Genomic DNA, 20843 nt, shown 5'->3' with positions numbered 1-20843 from the left:
CTTTTCCAATGCGGCACTCTCGGCTCAGAGACCCTTGGCGCGATAGCTCTTGGCGACCCGGTCGATCGAGACCAGATAGGCGGCGGTGCGCAGATCCTCGACATCGCCCCGTTCGTGCCAGACATCGCGCATGGCCTGATAGGCGATGCGCATGGTGTCATCGAGCCCCGAGCGTACCAGTTCCAGCTCGTCGGCGCCGCGAAGGTACTTCTCCTTGAACTGCGGCGTCATCGACCAGGCATCGCCCAGATAGCGGTCGAGCCGCTCCAGCTCGTCGATGACCAGCTGATGGCGTGCCTCTTCCTGGCGGCGCTGCATGCGGCCGAACCGGATATGGCTGAGGTTCTTGACCCATTCGAAATAGGACACCGTCACACCGCCGGCATTGGCATACATGTCGGGAATGATCACGCAGCCCTTCTTGCGCAGGATCTCATCGGCACCGGCGGTCACCGGACCGTTCGCCGCCTCGATGATCAGCGGCGCCTTGATCCGATCGGCATTGGCGAGGTTGATCACCCCTTCCATCGCCGCCGGGATCAGGATGTCGCACGGCTCTTCCAGCACCTTGGCACCCTCGGCCACAAAGGTCCCGTCCGGGAAGCCGGTGACACCGCCATGCTTGACGATCCAGTTGTGCACCGCCTCGACATCCAGCCCCTCGTCGCTGACCAGCGCGCCGTCGCGTTCGATGATGCCGGTGATCACACAGCCGTCTTCCTCGCTCAGGAACTTGGCCGCGTGATAGCCCACGTTGCCCAGGCCCTGCACGATGACGCGCTTGCCGTCGAGCTTGCCGTCAAGGCCCGATTTGCCTACCCCGACGCGGTCGCGGAAGAATTCCTGCAAGGCGTATTGCACGCCGCGCCCAGTGGCTTCGACCCGACCATGGATGCCGCCCGCATTCAGCGGCTTGCCGGTGACACAGGCGCGCGCGTTGATATCGGTGGTGTTCATGCGCGCATACTGGTCGGCGATCCAGGCCATCTCGCGCTCGCCGGTGCCCATGTCGGGCGCGGGCACGTTCTGCGAGGGGTTGATCAGGTCGCGCTTGGCCAGTTCATAGGCAAAGCGGCGGGTGATCTGTTCCAGCTCATGCTCTTCATACTGGCGCGGGTCGATGCACAACCCGCCCTTGGAACCGCCAAAGGGCGCCTCGACCAGCGCGCATTTATAGGTCATCAGCGCCGCCAGCGCCTCGACCTCGTCCTGGTTCACCGACATCGCGTAACGGATACCGCCCTTGACCGGCTCCATATGTTCGGAATGCACCGAACGATAGCCGACAAAGGTCTGGATCTGACCGCGCAGACGCACGCCGAAGCGCACCGTATAGGTGGCGTTGCAAACCCTGATCTTTTCCTCCAGTCCCGGCGGCAGGTCCATCAGGGCCACCGCCCTGTTGAACATCATATCCACGCTCTGTCTGAAACTGGGCTCGTTCTTGGGGGCCATTAACTACAAATCCTCTATGACCTTATGCGACTCGGATGATGACACCTTGTCGCAGGCAACATATGACGCTTCGTTACGTAAGTGCGACATTTTTAATCGCTTGAAGAATTTGAATCAGGGCAAAACAACGATTCGCATGGCGTACGGGTGGCATTGTCCGCTCTGACGAAACAAAGCCGGTTCATTTGCCGGCAATGTCCTTAACTATCGGTTAACGTTCACCCTTTCGGGCGATTTGCGCCCCATTCCTGCCATCTTTGCAGGGCAAAACTCCAGACTGGAAATGTATTCTCCGGCTGGGGTTCTGCCGGACAGGTAGGTGGATGATGTTCAATACACTGATCAGCATCGGTGCGGCATCGCGTCGTGTTCGTAACCGGCTCAAGGACCGCGCCAATGCCTTTGCGCGCGAAGAAGACGGCCTGATGACCGTGATGGCCCTGTTCCTGTTCCTGGCCCTTGTCGGGGCCGCGGGGATCGGGGTCGACCTGATGCGGTACGAACAGAAACGCGCGGCGTTGCAATACACGATGGATCGCGCCGTCCTGGCCGCCGCCGACCTCGACCAGCAGGTTTCGCCGGAAACGGTCGTGCGCAGCTATCTGGAAAAGGCCGGTCTGCTGGAATATCTCTCCAGCGTCACTGTTCAGGAGGGGCTTGGCTACCGGAAGGTGTCGGCCACCGCCACCGCCGAACTGCCGACCCATTTCATGAAGCTTTCGGGCTATGACAGCCTGACGATCCCCGCCGCCAGCACCGCCGAGGAAAGCATCGGCAACGTGGAAATCTCGCTGGTGCTCGACGTGTCGGGCTCGATGAACAGCAACAGCCGGCTCTACAACCTCAAGAACGCGGCCAAGGAATTCGTCGATCACATGCTGTCGGCGACCGAGCCGGGCACGGTCTCGATCTCGATCGTCCCCTATGCCACCCAGGTCAATGCGGGCGCCGACATCCTGTCTTACTACAATGTCAGCACCGAGCATAACTACTCGCATTGCGTGAACTTCATCGATGACGAGTTCAGCCAGCCCGGCCTGTCCCGCGTGACGCCGCTGGAGCGGACCATGCATTTCGATCCGTTCAGCTATACCAAGGATCCGATCTCGACCCCGGTCTGCCCGGTGCGTGCGAGCACCGAAATCCTGCCGTTCTCCAACGACCAGACCGTCTTGAACAACTATATCGACGGGCTGACGGGGCGCGGCAACACCTCGATCGACATCGGCACCAAATGGGGTGTCGTGATGCTGGACCCGGGCACGCAAAGCGTGATCAGCGGCCTGATCTCGGACAACAAGGTGCCGGCCTCGTTCCAGGGCCGCCCCAGCGCCTATGACTCGGGCGATGTGCTGAAGGTGCTGATCGTCATGTCGGACGGCGAAAACACCAACCAGTACATGCTGAACCCGTCGCTGCGCGACGGTGACTCGCCGGTCTGGTACAATGCAGCCGAGGACGTCATCAGCGGCTCGCCCGACAACAACACCACCAATGCGTTCAGCATCTATCACGACAATGGTAACAACAGCTATTACTGGCCGGATCAGAACCGCTGGGCCGACCACCCCTATGGCAATGGTCAAAGCGAGGCCTGCGGGTATAACTCCAGCGGCTATTACAGCTGCGCCATGCGGGACGAGCCGGGTGAAGCGGTGCGGCTGACCTATGCCGAGCTCTTTGCCAAGGTTTCGCTGGCCTATAACGCCTATTACAACTTCGAATTCAACAGCAACGCCTGGGCGGAATGGTACACCGCGGCCATGACGCACAAAGAGGCCTCGGCCAAGGACCAGCGCACCGACCACGTTTGTGACGCGGCCAAGGACGAAGGCATCATCGTCTATACCGTCGGCTTCGAGGCCCCCTATAGCGGCCGCCGCGTGCTCAAGCGCTGCGCCAGCTCGGACAGCCACTATTACGACGCCGATGGGCTGGAGATCAGCGATGCATTCACCTCGATCGCCTCGTCGATCCGTAAGCTGAGGCTGACCCAATGAAACGGCGCCTGAGCAATTTCCTTCGCCGCTTCCGCAGGGGCGAGGATGGCAACGCAACGGTCGAATTCGTCATCGTGTTCCCCGCCGTGATCGGGGTGATGCTGGCGGGGGTCGAACTGACCTTCATGACGCTGAACCACGCCATGCTGGAACGGGCGGTGGATGTAGTGGTGCGCGACCTGCGCCTGAACACCGGTTCCAATCCCAGCCATAACGAGCTCAAGAGCAAGATCTGCGAAAAGGCCGTGTTTATCCGCGGTTGCAGCAGCAACCTCAAGCTTGAGATGATCCGCCAGGACCCGTTTGCCGGCATTACCCTGCCCGCCGACCCGGATTGCACCGACCTCTCGGCAGAGGTGCGCCCGGTACGCAACTTTGAAAACGGTCAGGCCAACGAGCTGATGGTGCTGCGCGCCTGCGCAAAGATCGACCCGATCTTTCCCACCTCAACCCTGGGGGCGACGCTGGCCAATGACGAGGGCCAGTACTCTCTGACCGCCATGTCCGTCTTTGTGCAGGAGCCGTTGTAACGCCATGTTTAAGTCCCGCATACTGAACTCGCTGCGCCTGTTCCGCCGGAACGAGGATGGCTCGATCGCGGTCGAGGCGCTGCTGACGGTGCCGATGCTGTTCTGGACCATCATGATCGGCTACACCTATTTCGATGGCTACCGCGAGGCCGCATCGAACGTGAAGGCGGCCTATACGATCGGCGACCTGATCTCGCGCGAAACACGCACCGTCGATGACGCCTATATCGACTCGATGGTCGATCTGTTCGAACGCATGGTGCAGGATACCGCCAGCCTTCAGGTCCGCATCTCGCTGCTGCGCTACGATAAGAAGCGTGACCGCCACCGGGTGCGCTGGTCCGCCAATCGCGGCTATGACACCGCATTGAGCAATGCCAATGTTGCCACGGTCAGTTCGCGCCTGCCGCCGATGTCGGATCAGGACACCCTGATCCTGGTCGAGACCAAGAACATCTACAGATCGCCGTTCCGCGTCGGGCTGGAAGATACCGAAATGGAAACGTTCATCTTTACCCGGCCGCGCTTCACCAACGAGATCGCCGGCAGCGTCTGAACCTCAGCGCGGCAGCGTTCCGTCCCGTTCCGCCATCATGGCCGAGAGCATCTCGGCCATGAATTTCGTCTGCGATCCAGGGGTGACGCCACCAATGCCGATCCGGCGCCCCATCCGCCACCACAGGCCGGGCTGCCAGGTGCGCTCACCCGGCACCGAAGTGCGCAGAAGGAACCCGTTCGACGGTTTGAAGGCAAACACGCCGCGGTCCAGCCCCTCGATATCGGCGATGCGGGCAATCACCGTTCCGTCACTGCCGCGCAGCTCGGTCGCGGTCATCTCGACCCGCCCCGCCGTCGCCTGGAACATGCGCTGCGCCAGCCACAGCGTCAGCGCCCCCAGCACGATCAGGAAAACCTGCCAGATCAGCTCGGGCGGTGTGACCACCGCCACATAGATCAGCAGCCCCCCCAATATCGTCAGCACTGCCAGCGCCAGCCAGCGTCGGGGTGCCGATGCCTCGATCGTCGCCAAAACCTCGTCCTGCATATGGTGTCGTCCTTTTATTCGTTGCGCCTGCATAGCCGATTGCGCGGGCGTCGAACAGGCTCCTTGCCCTACCCACAAACCCCGAGTTAGCGTGACGGCCATGAGCTATCCCGCAAACCGGCCAGACCGCACCCGCCCCACCGATACCGCCGCCGGGATCGAGACCACAGAGGCGTTCGAGCGCTTTGCACAGCGCAATGACGTATTCACCCGCGCCATGTGGGATCCGCAGGTGCGCTCCAAACAGACGGATGCCTTCTTTGCCTCCTACCGGATGGAGGCGGCGCCGCGCCGGGGCGATGGCTTCACCCAGCGCGATTTCGCCCTGCGCAATGCCGCCTGGCTGATCTCGGACGTGGTCACTAACCGGTTTGCCGCCGAGGGGCGGCGCGAGGGATTCCAGGCCCCGATCAGCTATGACACGCCGGTGGCGCCGCAACAGGTCGGGGTCGACGATCCCGCCGCCATGAGTGCCGAGATCAAGCGCATCGCCCGTTTCTTCGGCGCCGATCTGTGCGGCGTGACCGAGTTGGACGAGCGCTGGCACTATACCGCCCGCGTCGATACCCGTGACATGAGCGAGGCGCCGCTGGGCCTGCCCGATGGGCTGACCTCGGTCATCGTGCTGGGCCACGAGATGGAGCGCGATCTGGTGGCCACCTACCCCTCGGCCCTGGCCGGTGCCGCCACCGGGCGCGAATACAGCCACGAGGCTGCGGTGGTGATGCAGTTGGCCACCTATATCCGCAACCTCGGCTACGAGGCCGTGGCCTCGATGAACGACACCGGGCTGGTGATCCCCTATGCGGTCAAGGCGGGCTTGGGCGAATATGCCCGCAACCAGATGGTGATCACGCCGGAGTTTGGCCCCCGGCTGCGGTTCTCCAAGGTGTTCACCAACCTGCCGCTTGCCCATGATGTGCCGCGCCCGCGGGGCGTGCGCGCCTTTTGCGACATCTGCACCGCCTGTGCAGATGCCTGCCCGGTCAAGGCGCTGCCCTATGGGCCGCCCTCGGATGTGGCGCCGAATGTCTCGGCCATCCGGGGCGTGCGCAAATGGACCTCGGATGCCGAGAAATGTTTCGGCTTCTGGGCCAAGCTCGCCTCGGATTGCGCGATCTGCATGCGGGTCTGCCCCTTCAACCGCGACTATGCGCGGCGGCGCAACCGCTTGTGGCTGCGGCTCGCGCTGTCGCCGCTGCGCCACCTGGCGCTGCGGCTGGCGCGCGGGCACGGCAAGCGGCGCAAACCTGCGGAATGGTGGGCCGGGACCTGACCCACGAACGCGACGGCTGTGCGCCGCCGCACACGGCCGGTGGCACAGCGCGGAATTGCCTTGGCACCGGCGTCCCCTATCTTAGCCCCAGCTTTCACAGCCCAAGCGAGCCCCGATCATGTCCATTCGTCCCATCCTTGAAACCCGCCGCGCCACCCCCGCACTCGAAGGCGCCGGGGTCAAGCTGCACCGCGCCTTCGGCTTTCAGGACCCGACCGAGCTTGATCCCTTCCTGCTGTTCGACGATTTCCGCAACGAGCATCCGCAGGATTACCTGCGCGGCTTTCCCTGGCATCCCCATCGCGGCATCGAGACCATCACCTATGTGCTGGCCGGTACGGTGGAGCACGGGGATTCGCTGGGCAATAGCGGCACGCTGGGCGCAGGCGACGTGCAATGGATGACGGCCGGGTCGGGCATCCTGCATCAGGAGATGCCCAAGGGCAATCCGCAGGGGCAGATGCACGGCTTTCAGCTTTGGGGCAACCTGCCCGCCAGCCAGAAGATGACGGCACCGCGCTATCAGGATGTGGCCGGCAGCGAAATCCCCGAGGTGATCGACGATGACGGCACACGGGTGCGGGTGATCGTGGGCAGCTTCTGGGGCAAGACCGGGCCGGTGGACGGCATCGCCGCCGATCCGCAATATCTCGATATCTTCGTTCCGGCGGGGGTGAAGAAGACGTTCAGGATCGACACCTATCGCCGCGCCTTTGCCTATGTGTTCGAAGGGGCCGGCGCCTTTGCCGATGCCTCGGCGCCAACCGGTGTGCTGCTGGAAAAGGAGGTGGCGGGCGAGGAGGTCAATATCCGTGACCTTTCGGGCGACCGCACCCTGATCCGCTTCGGCACCGGAGACGAGGTGACGGTGCAGGCCGGGCCGCAGGGGGTACGCTTTCTTCTGATCTCGGGTGCGCCGATCGCCGAGCCGGTGGCCTGGCACGGGCCGATCGTGATGAACACGCAGGAAGAGCTGATGCAGGCCATGCGCGACCTGCGCAACGGCACCTTCATTCGCCCCGCGCATTAAGGCGCGCGGAATTCTGCGAGAATTCCGGCCCGGAAAACATCTGTTTTCCGGGTCGTTTTCCGAAACGGAAAACGACTAGGCCGCCACCGCCTTGCGCACCATGTCCCAATAGACGCTTTCGACCTCGTCGAGCGACAACCGCCCCTCGGCCCGGTACCAGGTATTGACCCCGTTCAGCATGGCGATCACCGCCAGAGTCGCGATCTTGGTATCAGGCACCGCAAAGACGCCCTCCGCCACCCCCGCCCGCAGGATCGCCTCCAGATCATCCTCATAGCGTCGCCGCAGCCCCTCGATGGTCGCGAAATTCTCGGGCGTGAGATTGCGCAGTTCCATATAGGCGATGAACACCTCGTCGGGCCGGTTCAGGTGGAACCGGATGTGAAAGCCCACGAAATCGCGCAACCGGGTCAGCGCATCGCCCCGCGCCTGATCGCGGCGCGCCGATAGCAATTCGTCCATATGCCGGTGCATCAGCCCGAACAGCAAGCTCTGCTTGTCCGGTGTGTAATTGTAGAGCGCCCCCGCCTGCACCCCCACCTCTCCGGCGATCTGGCGCATCGACACCGCGGCAAACCCGTGCCGCGCAAACAGCCTGAGCGCCGCATCCTGAATGCGCGGGCCGGTGATATCGGAATGAGAGCCTTGCGTACGTGCCATGGGGGCACGCTATCTGAACATATGTTCAGATAAAAGCCCCGCTTGCACCCGCGCCCGCAATTTACGACAAAGGGGCCAGGCGTCAACAGCTCCGGTACCCGAATGTCCAGAACCGCGCTCTTCCCTCTTTTGCTGCTGATGGCCGCGGCCTGCACCCAGGTGCCCGAACTGAACGAGCGGATTGGCCCCGACTTGCGCACTGCCGCCTTTCCCAAGCTGGTCCCGCTGGACGAGGCGCTGGGGCCGCCGGTCGATCCCGAGGGCGAGGCGCGCGCCGTGCAAGAAGCGCTCGAGGCGCGCCGCGCCGCATTGGCCGGGCGCGCCCGGCGGTTGCAACAGGCCAGCCACGACGACAGCACACAAACCAGCACCGAATAACACGCCCACCAATTGCACGCCCGCCCCGAACGGGCTAAGGCACGCGGCAAGGGACCGGCCCGGCAGGGCCGCGACAGGCACGAGCAGAAAGGACAGACAGCATGAAACCGGCATTGCGGCTTGGGATCGCGGGATTGGGAACCGTGGGCGTCGGCGTTGTGCGCATCATCCGCCGTCAGGCCGATCTGCTGGAGGCGCGTACCGGGCGCCGCATCGAAATCACCGCCATCTCGGCCCGCGACGCGGGCAAGGACCGGGGCGTCAACCTGTCCTCCTACGCCTGGGAGAGCGACCCGGTCGCGTTGGCCCGCCGCGACGATGTCGATGTGTTCGTCGAACTGATGGGTGGCGAGAACGGCCCCGCCAAGGCCTCGATCGAGGCGGCGCTGGAAACGGGCAAGGACGTGGTCACCGCCAACAAGGCGCTGCTGGCCATCCATGGTCAGGCGCTGGCCGAACAGGCCGAGGCCGCGGGCCGGGTGATCCGGTTCGAGGCCGCCGTCGCCGGCGGCATCCCGGTGATCAAGGCGCTGACCGAAGGGCTGGCCGGCAACGAGATCACCCGCGTGATGGGCGTCATGAACGGCACCTGCAACTATATCCTGACCCGCATGGAATCGCAGCGTAAAGGCTATAACGCGCTGTTTCAGGAATGCGCCGAACTGGGCTATCTCGAGGCCGACCCGACGCTTGACGTGGGCGGGATCGACGCCGCGCACAAGCTGGCGCTGCTGGCCGCCATCGCCTTTGGCACCAAACCGCATTTCGACGGGATCGACATCGAGGGGATCGAGCGCATCAACCTCGAAGACATCGCCTATGCCGCGGACATGGGCTATCGCATCAAGCTGCTGGGTGTGGCCCAGCGCAGCGGGCGCGGGCTGGAACAGCGGATGCGGCCCTGCCTGGTGCCGGCGGACTCGCCGCTGGGCCAGCTCGAGGGCGGTACCAATATGGTGGTGATCGAAGGTGACGCCGTGGAACAGATCGTGCTGCGTGGCCCCGGCGCGGGCGAAGGCCCCACCGCCAGCGCCGTGCTGGGCGATATCTGCGATATCGCGCGCGGCTTCCGCCTGCCGGTGTTCGGCCAGCCCGCCACCGCGCTGGCCGAGGCCGACAGTGCCCAATCGAACTCTCCGGCCCCCTATTACCTGCGTCTGCTGTTGCCCGATCGTCCGGGCGCGCTGGCCAAGGTGGCTGCCGCGTTGGGCGATGCCGGGGTCAGTATAAACCGGATGCGCCAGACCGGCCACGACAGCGCCGAGGCGCCGGTGGTGATCGTCACCCACAAGACCCAGCGCGCCGACCTCGACGCAGCGCTGGAGGCCATGACGGCGGCGGGTGTTCTGGCCGCCGAACCGGTGGCGCTGAGGATCGAGGCGGTCTGAGCCACGCGCGCGCCATTGTCGCAAACATGCTTGTGGACCCCCGCCGCCCTGCGGTAGAGGGTCAATAAGCCCATCTGCAAGGAACTATTCATGTCCGCCATGCCCGAATTTCATGACCGTATGCTTTCCCTGGGCCTTGCCCGCGTGGCCGAACAGGCAGCGCTGGCCTCGGCCTCGCTGATTGGACGCGGCGATGAGAAGGCCGCCGACCAGGCCGCCGTGAACGCCATGCGCGAACAGCTGAACCTGCTCGACATCGCCGGTGTGGTGGTGATCGGCGAAGGCGAACGCGACGAGGCGCCGATGCTGTATATCGGCGAGGAAGTGGGCACCGGCAACGGCCCGGGCGTCGATATCGCGCTGGATCCGCTGGAAGGCACCACGCTGACCGCCAAGGACATGCCCAACGCGCTGACCGTGATCGCCATGGGTCCGCGCGGCTCGATGCTGCATGCGCCCGACGTCTATATGGACAAGCTGGCCATCGGCCCGGGCTATGCCGAGGGCGTGGTCTCGCTCGACATGTCGCCGCGCGAACGGGTCGAGGCGCTGGCAGCGGCCAAGGGCTGCAAACCGTCGGACATCACCGTCTGCATTCTGGAGCGTCCGCGCCACGAGGCGATGATTGCCGAGGTGCGCGAAACCGGCGCTTCGATCCGGCTGATCACCGATGGTGACGTCGCCGGGGTGATGCATTGCGCCGAAGCCGAAACCACCGGCATCGACATGTACATGGGTTCCGGTGGCGCGCCCGAGGGCGTGCTGGCGGCGGCCGCGCTGAAATGTATGGGCGGTCAAATCTTCGGCCGGCTCCTGTTCCGTAACGATGACGAGCGTGGCCGCGCCGCCAAGGCCGGCATCACCGATCTGGACCGCGTCTATACCCGCGACGAGATGGTGACGCAGGACGTGATCTTTGCCGCGACGGGCGTGACCGGCGGCTCGCTGTTGCCGCGCATCAAGCGCGAGCCCGGCTGGGTCGAGACCACCACCCTGCTGATGCGGTCCAAGACCGGATCGGTGCGGCGGATGAGCTATCGCACCCCGGTCTGAGCCTTTGGCGAGGGATGCGGCTGGTGCCGCAGCCTCCGGCGGGCGTATCTGGAGCGAAATGAAGGGCCGGGTCCGGGTCGGGTCCGGCCTTTGCGCATGAGGTGAGTGGTGAGTTATCTGGGCATCGAACAGTCCCTGAGCGGGCGGCGCTGGGTCGGCCCCGATCTCGAGACCGAGCGGGCGGCGCAGATGATGCGGCAGCAGACCGACCTGCCGCAGGCAGTGTGTCAGGTGCTGGCGCGACGCGGGGTTCCGGCAATCGAGGCGCGCGGCTTTCTTGACCCCAAGCTGAAGGAGCTGCTGCCCGATCCGCGCAAGCTGAAGGATATGGAAATCGCGGCGGCGCGGTTCCTGGCCGCGGTGGCCGGGCGTCAGCGGATCGCGGTCTTTGCCGATTACGACGTGGATGGCGGCAGTTCGGCGGCGCTGCTGATCTGCTGGCTGCGTGAGATGGGGCAAACCGCAACGCTTTACGTGCCCGACCGCATCGACGAGGGCTATGGCCCCAACGAGGTGGCGATGGCGGACTTGGCCCGGGGTCACGACCTGATCGTCTGTGTCGATTGCGGCACGCTGAGCCATGGCCCGATCGCCGCCGCCAAGGGCGCCGATGTGATCGTGCTGGACCACCATTTGGGGGCCGAGACCCTGCCCGAATGTGTGGCGGTGGTGAACCCCAACCGGCAGGACGAGAGCGGCGATCTGGGCTATTTCTGCGCCGCCGGCGTGGTGTTCCTGATGCTGGTCGAGGCGGGCCGCCAGCTGCGCGCACGCGGACAACGCGGCCCCGACCTGATGGCGATGCTCGACCTGGTGGCGCTGGCCACCGTAGCCGATGTGGCGCCGTTGATCGAGGCGAACCGGGCGCTGGTGCGCCAGGGGCTGAAGGTGATGGCGCAGCGGCAGCGGCCCGGGCTGGTGGCGCTGGCCGATATCGCGCGCATGGACGCCATGCCCAACACCTATCACCTGGGCTTTCTACTGGGCCCGCGCGTCAATGCCGGGGGCCGGATCGGGCAGGCCGATCTGGGCGCCCGCCTGCTCAGCACCGACAGCATGAGCGAGGCGCAGGCGCTGGCCGAACGGCTGGATCTGCTCAACACCGAGCGGCGCGAGATCGAGGCCGCGGTGCGCGCCGCGGCCCTCGATCAGGCCGAGACCCGCGGGCTGGAGGCGCCGCTGGTCTGGGCGGCGGGCGAGGGCTGGCATCCGGGCGTTGTCGGCATCGTCGCCTCGCGCCTGAAAGAAAGCGCCAACCGGCCCGCCATCGTGATCGGTTTTGACGGCGACGAGGGCAAAGGCTCGGGCCGGTCGGTGGCCGGGGTCGATCTGGGCGCGTCGATCCAGCGGCTGGCGGCCGAGGGGTTGCTGGTCAAGGGCGGCGGCCACAAGATGGCCGCCGGGCTGACGGTGCTGCGCGACCGGCTGGAACCGGCGATGGAACGGCTGTCCGAACTGCTGGCCAAACAGGGCGCCGGGCAAGGCGGACCGGCGGATCTGCGGCTGGACGGGGTCCTGATGCCGGGCGCGGCCACGGTCGAGCTGCTGGAACAGATCGAACTGGCCGGCCCCTATGGCGCCAGCGCCCCTGCCCCGCGTTTTGCCCTGCCCGACCTGCAGATCCGCTTTGCCAAGCGCGTCGGCGCGTCGCATCTGAAACTGTCGCTGGCCGACGGGATGGGCGGCGGGCTGGACGCGATCCTGTTTGGTGCCTTTGATGGAGAGATCGGCCCGATACTGGAAAACCACGGCGGTGCCCGGTTCCATTTCGCCGGCCGGCTCGAGATCAACTCCTGGGGCGGCAGGCAGAGCGTGCAGCTGCGCGTCGATGACGTCGCGCGCGCCTGAGCAATTGAAAACAAAGACTTTTCAGGGCCTTGCAAAAAAGTTTCACAAATTGCGTTTTTCCGCTTGCGAGGGGCAAGGGGACACCATAAAACGCCCTCCACAAGCCAGCGTGGCCCGTTCGTCTATCGGTTAGGACGCCAGGTTTTCAACCTGGAAAGAGGGGTTCGATTCCCCTACGGGCTGCCATTTCTCCCTGATATCCTCTTGGTCTACCCCGCATCGCCGCCGGTGCAGCGGCTGTTCCGCATATGTTGTGCTGCCCGAATGCGGGCCTTTCCAGAGCAGCCAGGCAGGCGACAAATGCCGAGAGAATTTCGCATTTCCCCTCTTGCGCCGTGCCGCGACTCTCCGTAAAAGCCGCCTCACGCCAAGCGCGGCCCGTTCGTCTATCGGTTAGGACGCCAGGTTTTCAACCTGGAAAGAGGGGTTCGATTCCCCTACGGGCTGCCATTTTCCCACGATGCTCACCCCCTTACCCGCGCGCAGCGATTGCGTCGGCGCGAAGCCGACCACGGGACCGTGATAGGGGCTGGCACTTTTGCATGTGATGGCTTACCTCAAAATCTCGGAAAGGAAGCCCGCGACATGCCTATCAAAATCCCCGCACATCTGCCCGCCTATGACATTCTGACCCGCGAGGGCGTCATGGTCATGTCCGAGGACCAGGCCGCGCGCCAGGACATCCGCCCGCTGCGGATCGGCCTTCTGAACCTGATGCCCAAGAAAATCCAGACCGAGACCCAGTTTGCCCGGCTGATCGGGGCGACGCCGCTGCAGATCGAGCTGAGCCTGATCCGGATGACCGAGCATCAGACCAAGACCACCGCCTCTGAGCATATGGAAGAATTCTATCGCCCCTTTCAGGAGGTGCGCGACGAGAAGTTCGACGGGCTGATCATCACCGGCGCCCCGATCGAGCATCTAGAGTTCTCCGATGTCACCTATTGGGACGAGCTGGGCGAGGTGTTTGCCTGGACCCAGAGCAACGTGCATTCCACCTTTGGCGTCTGCTGGGGAGGGATGGCGATGATCAACCATTTCCACGGCATCCGCAAACATATGCTGGACCACAAGGCGTTCGGCTGTTTCCGGCATCGCAACCTTGACCCGGCCTCGCCATACCTGCGCGGATTCTCGGACGATTTCGTGATCCCGGTCAGCCGCTGGACCGAGGTGAAACAGGCCGAGGTCGACGCGGTGCCCGAGCTTGTGACCCTGTTGGGCAGTGACGAGGTGGGGCCCTGCCTGATCTCGGATCCGGGGCATCGCGCGCTCTATATCTTCAACCATTTCGAATATGACAGCGACACGCTGAAACAGGAATATGACCGCGACGTCGAAGGCGGCACCGCGATCAACGTACCGATCAACTATTACCCCGATGACGACCCCTCGCGGAAGCCGCTCAACCGCTGGCGCAGCCATGCGCATCTGCTCTATGGCAACTGGATCAGCGAGATCTATGAGACGACGCCCTATGACATGGCGCGGATCGGGCTGGAATCCACCGACCTGCGGGGCTGAGCGGTCATGCGGGTGGTGCTGATCCTTGCGCTGCTGGCGGCGGGGTTCTGGGCGCTGACCCTGTGGCGCGCCGCCCGGCACGAGGCGCGCGCGCAGGCCAGCCATCCGCCGCTGGGCCAGTTCGTCACCGTGGAGGGGCTGCGCATCCATGCCGAGGTGATGGGCAGCGGCCCCGATCTGGTGATGATCCACGGCTCGAACGGCAATACCCGCGATCTGAGTTTCGTGCTGGCGCCGATCCTGGCCGACCACTTCCGCGTCATCCTGCTGGACCGGCCCGGGCTGGGTTTTTCCGATCCCGCCCCCGCAGGGGCGGCGGATATCGCCGGTCAGGCGCGACTGCTGATGCTTGCGGCCGAGCAGTTGGGCGCCAAGCGTCCGATCGTGCTGGGCCACAGCTATGGCGGGTCGGTGGCGCTGGCCTGGGCGGTGCATCACCCCGACCGACTGGCGGCGCTGGTGCCGGTGGCGGCCCCTTCGAACCCCTGGAACACGCCACTCGACCTGCTCTATCGGGTCACCTCGACCCGGCTGGGCGCGGCTGTGGCGGTGCCGCTGATCACCGCCTATGTGCCCGACAGCTATGTCACCCGCGCGCTTGAGGACGTGTTCGCGCCGCAACCGGCACCGGCAGGCTACGCCGACCATTTCGGCCCCGGCCTGTCGCTGCGCCGCGCCTCGCTCAGGGCCAACGCCGCGCACCGCGCCAGCCTGCTGGGCGAGATCGAGGCGCTACATCCCCGCTATGGCGAAATCGCGGTGCCCACCGAGATCGTGCATGGAACCGAGGATGACACGGTGAATTTCGACCTGCATTCGACCACCCTGTCAGGTCAGATTTCCGGCGCGGTGCTGACCCCCCTGCCCGGCGTCGGCCACATGCCCCAGCATGTGGCGGCACAGGTGGTGGCCGATGCGGTTCTGCGGGCCGCGACACGCGCGGGTTTGCGTTAATCGGCAACAGGTTCCATATTGAACCGGAACGGCAGCACAAAGGACCCCAGGCGAATGACAGGCGCGGCAACTGGCGAGATTTCCCGGTATTTCAACGACAAGGCTCCAAAGGACATTCGCCGCGCCATCGAGAAGGCGGACAAGGACGATATCCTGAGCACCACCTATCCCTATGACGCGGAGATGACCGCGAAAGACTATCGCGCCCAGATGGAGGCGCTGCAGATCGAACTGGTCAAGCTGCAGGCCTGGATCAAGCAGAGCGGCGCCCGCGTCGCCCTCCTGTTCGAGGGGCGCGACGCCGCCGGCAAGGGCGGCACCATCAAGCGGTTCCGCGAGAACCTGAACCCGCGCGGTGCCCGCGTGGTCGCGCTCTCGAAACCGACCGAGGCCGAGCGCAGCCAATGGTATTTCCAGCGCTACATTCAGCACCTGCCCTCGGCGGGCGAATTGGTGTTCTACGACCGCAGCTGGTACAATCGCGGGGTGGTGGAACATGTGTTCGGCTGGTGCGACGAGGAACAGCGCGAACGCTTCTTCCGCCAGGTCATGCCGTTCGAACATGACCTGGTCGATGACGGCATCCACCTGTTCAAGTTCTGGCTGAACGTGGGCCGCGCCGAGCAGCTGCGACGGTTCCACGACCGCGAGCGCGACCCGCTGAAACAGTGGAAGCTGAGCCCGGTGGACATTGCCGGGCTGGACAAATGGGAGGCCTATACCACCGCCATCTCGCAGACCCTGACCCGCAGCCATTCCGACAGGGCGCCCTGGACCGTGATCCGCTCGGACGACAAGAAACGCGCACGTCTGGCGGCGATCCGTACCGTGCTGTCGGGCATCGACTATGACAACAAGGACCGCGCTGCGGTCGGCCAGCCCGATGCGGCAATCTGCGGAGGCCCCGACATCTGGGATGCGTAAGCAAGGCTATCATCACGGCAATCTGAAACAGGCGCTGATCGACGCGGCGCTGGAGCTGATCCGCGCCAAGGGGCCGACCGGCTTTACCCTGTCCGAGGCCGCCAAGACCGCGGGGGTGACCCCCGCGGCGGTCTATCGCCATTTCGACGGGCGCGAAGAGCTGATCGCCGAGGCCGCCCGCCAGGGGTTCGAGATCTTCGCCGACCTGATGCAATATGCCTATGACAAGGGACAGCCCTCGGCGCTGGCCGCGTTCGAGGCAACCGGCCGCGCCTATCTGGCCTTTGCCCGCAAACATCCCGGCCATTACATCGCCATGTTCGAAAGCGGCATCTCGGTCAATCGCAGCCCGGAACTGGCCGCCGCCTCCAACCGCGCCAAAGCGGTGCTGGAACAGGCCGCCGCCGATCTGAGCGATCATATCCCGCCCGGAAAACGGCCGCCGGCGGCCATGGTCTCGGCCCATATCTGGGCGATGAGCCACGGGGTGGTCGAACTTTATGCGCGCAATGCCGGCGCCACCGCGCCCTTTGCGCCCGAGGATCTGCTGGAATCCGGGGTCGGCATCTATCTGCGCGGGCTGGGCCTGATCCCGCCCGACTGACAAAGCCCCTTGCCTCACCCCGGGTGTCCCGCTACCCAGACAGGGACATTGACGGAGTAACCTTGCCGTGAGCCATTCGATCTCCAACACCACTCTTGTCCGCCGCGACCGCCTGCGCCAGTTGCAACAACGGGAAAAAGCCTGGTTCGATCTGGAGTTCCTCAAGGCGATAGCGCCCGAGGATCGCAGCCGCTGCATCGACCTGTTGGACCGCTCGAAATCGCAGCTGCGTCAGGACCTGTTCGCTCTGTGCCAGACCGGGTTCAAGGAGGATGGTTTCTTTGTCGAATTCGGCGCCACCGACGGGATCGAGCTGAACAACTCCTATCTGCTGGAAACCGGTTTCGGCTGGAGCGGCATCCTGGCCGAACCGGCACGCGGCTGGCATGCCGCCCTCAAGGCCAACCGCGCCGCCACCATCGAAACCCGCTGCGTCTGGCATACGTCGGGCGAAACGCTGGGCTTTACCGAGGCGCCGCGCGGTGAAAACTCGGGCATCTCGACCTTCGTCAAATCCTCGCGCCGCATCCGCGGTCAGAACTACAAGGTCGAAACGATCTCGCTGGTCGAGCTTCTGGAAACCCACCAGGCCCCGGCCCATATCGACTATATCTCGATCGACACCGAGGGCAGCGAGTTCGACATCCTGAACGCCTTCGACTTTGATCGCTGGACATTCGGGGTCATGACGGTGGAACACAACCACGCCCCCCAGCGCGAGGACATCCACGCCCTGCTGACCGGCAAGGGGTATCGCCGGGTGTTGCAGGATATCTCACGCTTTGACGACTGGTACCTGCGCGAGGGGTGAAGCCTCCCTTTCCCGGGCATGACTTGGGAGACGCCGGTTCGCGCGCTATCAGTGTGGCCGCCAGGCAAGGTGCGCCATCGGGCTGCTGCGAAAGGCGGAACTGCCCATCGGCGTGGAATGGTCCTTCGCTGCGGCTGTGCGGCGAAGGCGCACTCAAACACAAACCGACATTCATGTAAGGCTGAAGAAAGTCGACTTTCTGCACGCTTGATTCGAAGCATACGCAGAAACAAGTGAAGCGTTGGGCGCCAGGGGTTCGCGTTGGCTACCCCAGCAATTTCTTGCCCTGCCAGCAGGCCATCGGTGGCTGGCCCGCCCGGCGCGACCGGGGCAAGGTAGGCGCACTCGAAGCTGTCGCCAGCAGCAGTGTCAATCACTCGCATTTTCTGTCGGTCAACCGGAAGGGGTCCGGCGGGATCAAGCGGCACCGGTCCTGCGGCGCCGCAGTTCACTGTACCCCGTCAGGCGTCAAGGCCCGCGTATCGGGACGGGCCTGGCATGCCGCTCTCCACCGCTCATTCGCCAATGGAGGCAATTCGATCTAAAGGCCTGTTCCCAAAGCACCTCTGCATGGATATCGGGTAATCTTCACGAGTACCGGCCTCAGCCCAAGCGCCCTGCATCCGAGGCGAACCGGTCGAGGACAGCTGGAATATCGCCGCTGAGCAATTCGGTGGTCATGTTTATGACAAGACGCCGCCAGGTCGCGCTCTCTTCAAGGCGTTGCGGCAGAATTCCGGGCAGCCGGGAAATGCTTGAAAGAATGTCTTCCGCTGTTGCCGCACCAGTCAGGGCTGCCGTGATCTCCGTTTCGCGGGGGTCGCGCAGCGCATAGGCATGCCCCCCGTCGGTTCGACCCATCAGGTAGCGCAACCAACAGGCCGTCGCGAAAGCAAAGGCATCCAGTGGCTGGCCTTTTTCAAGCGCATCGAGTGCAGGGGCAAAGATGCGCTGCGGCATCTTTTCCGATCCATCCATGGCGATCTGGTAGGTCTCATGCTCCAGATGCGGGTTCGAAAACCGGGCCCGAAGCTCTGCCGCATAGGCGCTGAAATCAACGCCAGAGAGGGGATCAAGCGTTGTCGCCGCCGCCTTGAGATGCCTTTCGACCAGCACGGCAAGGGAGGTGTCGGCCATGACATCGCGCACGTATTTATGGCCCGCCAGGAACCCCGCATAGGCGATCATCGAATGCGTTCCGTTCAGCATGCGCAGCTTCATGTCCTCGAACGGTCTCACATCGCGAACCAAAAGCGCGCCGCCCGCTTCCCAGGCCGGGCGCCCGGTCGGGAAGTCATCTTCGATGACCCATTGCCGGAAAGCCTCGCATTCGATGGCGGCCGCATCACTGTGTTGAATGAGGTCGCAAGCAAGGGCAAGCGTCGCGGGGGTGCGCGCGGGCGTGATCCTGTCCACCATGGTCGAGGGGAAAGCGACAGCATTCGTGATGTGATCGACCAGATGCGGGGCGGCCAAGCGTGCGTAATCCACCAGCAGAGCCCGAAGCATGCTTCCGCTTTCCGGCAGGTTATCGCAGCACAGCACGGTAAACGGGGGCGTGCCCGCGTCTCTCCTGCGGCTCAGCGCCCAGACCAACAGGCCCGCGACGCCCTGAGGGTTGTCCGGGTCCGAGATATCCGCGGCGATGGCAGGATGGTTCCGGTCGATCCCGCCGGTCTTGCGGTCGATACCATAGGCCTTTTCGGTCACGGTCAGAGAGACGATCCTGGTCGAGGGATCGCAAAGCGCGTCCAGCACGGCCTGGCGGTCCCGGCCCAGCGAATAGGCCGCCGCAATCGCCCCGATCACGCGCGCCGAGGTGCCCTCGACGCTGCGCTCGATAACCGTGTAGAGACCGTCTTGCCGCCCAAGTTCCGTCGCCGGCGCCGTGCTGCGCAGGGAAACGCCGATGATGCGCCAGTTGCCGCCCTCGGCGGCAAGGGCGTCATCGGTATAGACGGCCTGATGCGCCTTGTGGAAGGCCCCCAACCCGATGTGGACGATACCCGGCCCGTGATCTTCGCGCCTGTAGGCGGGGCACCGGACGGTCTTGGGCAAACCGTCGAGCCCGGCAAGCGGTGTTATCATCTTGCGGCGATCCTCGGCTCGAGCGCGGCGATGATGCCGCGCAATTCCGCCAGCCCCTTGAGCCGGCCAATCGAGGGATAGCCTGGCTGGGCGCGACGCCCGAGGTCATCGAGGATGTCTTGCCCGTGATCGGGACGAAACGGGATAGACTGATCGCGCCGTCCGGCAGCCTTGCGACGGGCCTCTTCACGCAACGCGGCCTCGACCAGCGCGACCATATCGGTATCGCCGCCAAGATGCTCGGCTTCGTAGAAGGAACCGCGCACATTCGCGGTTTCGCGCTTTACGTTTCGCAGGTGCAGGAAGTGCACCCTGTCGCCCAGTCGATCCATCATCCCGGGCAGGTCGTTGTCGGGGCGCGCCCCGAGTGAGCCAGAGCAAAGCGTGATCCCGTTGGCGGGAACATCGACCGCATCCATCACGGCCTTGTAATGTGCTTCGGTCGACATGATCCGGGGCAGGCCCAGAAGCGGAAAGGGCGGATCGTCCGGGTGGCAGCACATCCGCAGGCCGAGTTCCTGAGCCAGGGGCACGACCTCGGACAAAAAGTCGACCAGATGTCCGCGCAGCGCCTCTTCGCGCATCCCCGCGTATTCGGCGAGGTGTTCGCGCACATCCTCCAAGGTGAATCTCTCCGCCGCACCGGGAAGGCCGAAGACGACGTTGCCGGCGAGCGTTTCCGCAGCCTCCGCCGACATCTCGGAAAACCGGCGGGCAGCCTGAGCGCGCAATTCCTCTTCGTAATCCTCGCCGGCCCGTTCCCGTTTCAGGATGTGCAGATCGAAGGCAACGAAGTCGATCAGATCGAACCTCATGCAGGTCGCGCCGTTCGGCAGGCGCCAAGCCAGGTCGGTCCGGGTCCAGTCGAGGACGGGCATGAAGTTGTAGCAGATCACCTCGATCCCGGCGGCCGCAAGGTTGCGCAGGCTCTCGCGATAGTTGGCGATGTGCTGACGCCAGTCACCCCGTTGCTTCTTGATGTCCTCGGAAACCGGAAGGCTCTCGACAACCGACCATTCCAGGTTCGAGGGCTTGCCATCTGGCAAGGTCGCGACTTGGTTCTGACGGAGCTCTATGTCGTCCGGCGACCACACGGCGCCGGTCGGCACGTGATGCAGCGCCGTGACAATGCCTGTGGCCCCCGCCTGGGCAACATCGGCGAGTGTCACCCTGTCGCTCGGACCGAACCATCGCCATGTTCTTTCCATTCCGCCCTCCTCGAGTCGCTGCATAAGCCGTCATAGCACTATCGCCCATTGCCGACTAGTATGGAAG

The 20843-nt window shown here is 64.5% G+C and carries 19 protein-coding genes and 2 tRNA genes; 16 read left to right on the top strand and 5 right to left on the bottom strand.

Features of this window, described 5'->3' with window-relative positions; genetic code table 11:
• Window positions 1-24: 24 nt before the first annotated feature.
• On the bottom strand, window positions 25-1455 hold the full coding sequence (locus SPO_RS08870) for a Glu/Leu/Phe/Val family dehydrogenase (protein WP_011047477.1): 1431 nt from the start codon (window positions 1453-1455) through the stop codon (window positions 25-27).
• Window positions 1456-1778: 323 nt separating this feature from the next.
• Between SPO_RS08870 and SPO_RS08865 the strand changes: the two genes are divergently transcribed.
• Genes SPO_RS08865 through SPO_RS08855 form a run of 3 tightly spaced genes read left to right on the top strand, consistent with a single transcriptional unit; the run spans window position 1779 to window position 4541 of the window.
• The gene (locus SPO_RS08865) at window positions 1779-3455 is read left to right on the top strand and encodes a TadE/TadG family type IV pilus assembly protein (RefSeq protein WP_011047476.1); all 1677 of its coding nucleotides are present in this window, start codon (window positions 1779-1781) and stop codon (window positions 3453-3455) included.
• Window positions 3452-3985 carry a TadE/TadG family type IV pilus assembly protein gene (locus SPO_RS08860; RefSeq protein WP_011047475.1) on the top strand — a complete coding sequence of 178 codons (534 nt, stop codon included), beginning with the start codon at window positions 3452-3454 and terminating at the stop codon, window positions 3983-3985. The genes SPO_RS08865 and SPO_RS08860 overlap by 4 nt, the downstream gene beginning before the upstream one ends.
• Window positions 3986-3989: 4 nt before the next feature.
• Window positions 3990-4541 (top strand): TadE/TadG family type IV pilus assembly protein, encoded by a 552-nt coding sequence (locus SPO_RS08855; protein ID WP_044028168.1) that lies wholly within the window; start codon window positions 3990-3992, stop codon window positions 4539-4541.
• Between the two features lie 3 nt (window positions 4542-4544).
• Here the strand turns inward: SPO_RS08855 and SPO_RS08850 are convergent, their stop codons facing one another.
• Entirely contained in the window at window positions 4545-5030 is a 486-nt protein-coding gene (locus SPO_RS08850; RefSeq protein ID WP_044028166.1) for a hypothetical protein, read from the bottom strand.
• A gap of 100 nt (window positions 5031-5130) precedes the next feature.
• On the opposite strand from SPO_RS08850, the gene SPO_RS08845 reads away from it, so the two are divergent.
• Both SPO_RS08845 and SPO_RS08840 read left to right on the top strand, forming a co-directional pair.
• Window positions 5131-6306 (top strand): 4Fe-4S double cluster binding domain-containing protein, encoded by a 1176-nt coding sequence (locus tag SPO_RS08845; protein WP_044028164.1) that lies wholly within the window; start codon window positions 5131-5133, stop codon window positions 6304-6306.
• Window positions 6307-6424: 118 nt separating this feature from the next.
• Window positions 6425-7336 carry a pirin family protein gene (locus SPO_RS08840; protein ID WP_011047471.1) on the top strand — a complete coding sequence of 304 codons (912 nt, stop codon included), beginning with the start codon at window positions 6425-6427 and terminating at the stop codon, window positions 7334-7336.
• 75 nt (window positions 7337-7411) lie between these two features.
• On the opposite strand, the gene SPO_RS08835 is transcribed toward SPO_RS08840, so the two are convergent.
• Complete coding sequence (locus tag SPO_RS08835; RefSeq protein WP_011047470.1) at window positions 7412-7996, bottom strand: TetR/AcrR family transcriptional regulator; 585 nt, start codon at window positions 7994-7996, stop codon at window positions 7412-7414.
• 102 nt (window positions 7997-8098) lie between these two features.
• Here SPO_RS08835 and SPO_RS08830 point away from each other — a divergent pair, with 102 nt between their 5' ends.
• The 11 genes from SPO_RS08830 (at window position 8099) to SPO_RS08780 (ending at window position 17480) form a co-directional block, all read left to right on the top strand.
• Complete coding sequence (locus SPO_RS08830) at window positions 8099-8374, top strand: hypothetical protein (RefSeq protein ID WP_216700159.1); 276 nt, start codon at window positions 8099-8101, stop codon at window positions 8372-8374.
• A gap of 101 nt (window positions 8375-8475) precedes the next feature.
• On the top strand, window positions 8476-9762 hold the full coding sequence (locus SPO_RS08825; protein WP_011047468.1) for a homoserine dehydrogenase: 1287 nt from the start codon (window positions 8476-8478) through the stop codon (window positions 9760-9762).
• Between the two features lie 99 nt (window positions 9763-9861).
• On the top strand, window positions 9862-10815 hold the full coding sequence (glpX, locus tag SPO_RS08820) for a class II fructose-bisphosphatase (RefSeq protein ID WP_011047467.1): 954 nt from the start codon (window positions 9862-9864) through the stop codon (window positions 10813-10815).
• Between the two features lie 108 nt (window positions 10816-10923).
• Window positions 10924-12663: a single-stranded-DNA-specific exonuclease RecJ gene (gene recJ / locus SPO_RS08815; RefSeq protein ID WP_044029190.1), complete on the top strand. Its 1740-nt coding sequence runs from the start codon at window positions 10924-10926 to the stop codon at window positions 12661-12663.
• A 111-nt stretch (window positions 12664-12774) separates the two neighbouring features.
• Window positions 12775-12849, top strand: a tRNA-Glu gene (locus SPO_RS08810).
• A 189-nt stretch (window positions 12850-13038) separates the two neighbouring features.
• Window positions 13039-13113: transfer RNA gene (locus SPO_RS08805), tRNA-Glu, on the top strand.
• A 135-nt stretch (window positions 13114-13248) separates the two neighbouring features.
• The gene (gene metA / locus SPO_RS08800; RefSeq protein WP_011047465.1) at window positions 13249-14187 is read left to right on the top strand and encodes a homoserine O-acetyltransferase MetA; all 939 of its coding nucleotides are present in this window, start codon (window positions 13249-13251) and stop codon (window positions 14185-14187) included.
• Between the two features lie 6 nt (window positions 14188-14193).
• Entirely contained in the window at window positions 14194-15141 is a 948-nt protein-coding gene (locus tag SPO_RS08795; RefSeq protein ID WP_011047464.1) for an alpha/beta fold hydrolase, read from the top strand.
• Between the two features lie 54 nt (window positions 15142-15195).
• A complete protein-coding gene (gene ppk2 / locus SPO_RS08790) occupies window positions 15196-16065 on the top strand; it encodes a polyphosphate kinase 2 (protein WP_044028160.1) in 870 nt (289 codons plus the stop codon).
• Window positions 16058-16669 (top strand): TetR/AcrR family transcriptional regulator, encoded by a 612-nt coding sequence (locus SPO_RS08785; RefSeq protein ID WP_011047462.1) that lies wholly within the window; start codon window positions 16058-16060, stop codon window positions 16667-16669. The genes ppk2 and SPO_RS08785 overlap by 8 nt, the downstream gene beginning before the upstream one ends.
• Before the next feature lie 67 nt (window positions 16670-16736).
• The gene (locus SPO_RS08780; RefSeq protein WP_011047461.1) at window positions 16737-17480 is read left to right on the top strand and encodes an FkbM family methyltransferase; all 744 of its coding nucleotides are present in this window, start codon (window positions 16737-16739) and stop codon (window positions 17478-17480) included.
• A 603-nt stretch (window positions 17481-18083) separates the two neighbouring features.
• Here the strand turns inward: SPO_RS08780 and SPO_RS08775 are convergent.
• Entirely contained in the window at window positions 18084-19568 is a 1485-nt protein-coding gene (locus SPO_RS08775; protein ID WP_011047460.1) for a mannitol dehydrogenase family protein, read from the bottom strand.
• On the bottom strand, window positions 19565-20776 hold the full coding sequence (gene uxuA / locus SPO_RS08770; RefSeq protein WP_011047459.1) for a mannonate dehydratase: 1212 nt from the start codon (window positions 20774-20776) through the stop codon (window positions 19565-19567). Before uxuA ends, SPO_RS08775 begins: the two co-directional genes overlap by 4 nt.
• Window positions 20777-20843: the final 67 nt, after the last annotated feature.

This window comes from Ruegeria pomeroyi DSS-3 (assembly GCF_000011965.2).
GTDB classification, from domain to species: Bacteria; Pseudomonadota; Alphaproteobacteria; order Rhodobacterales; family Rhodobacteraceae; genus Ruegeria_B; species Ruegeria_B pomeroyi.
The sequence above is the reverse complement of the archived record's forward strand: the minus strand, read 5'-3'. Positions and strand labels throughout refer to the sequence as shown.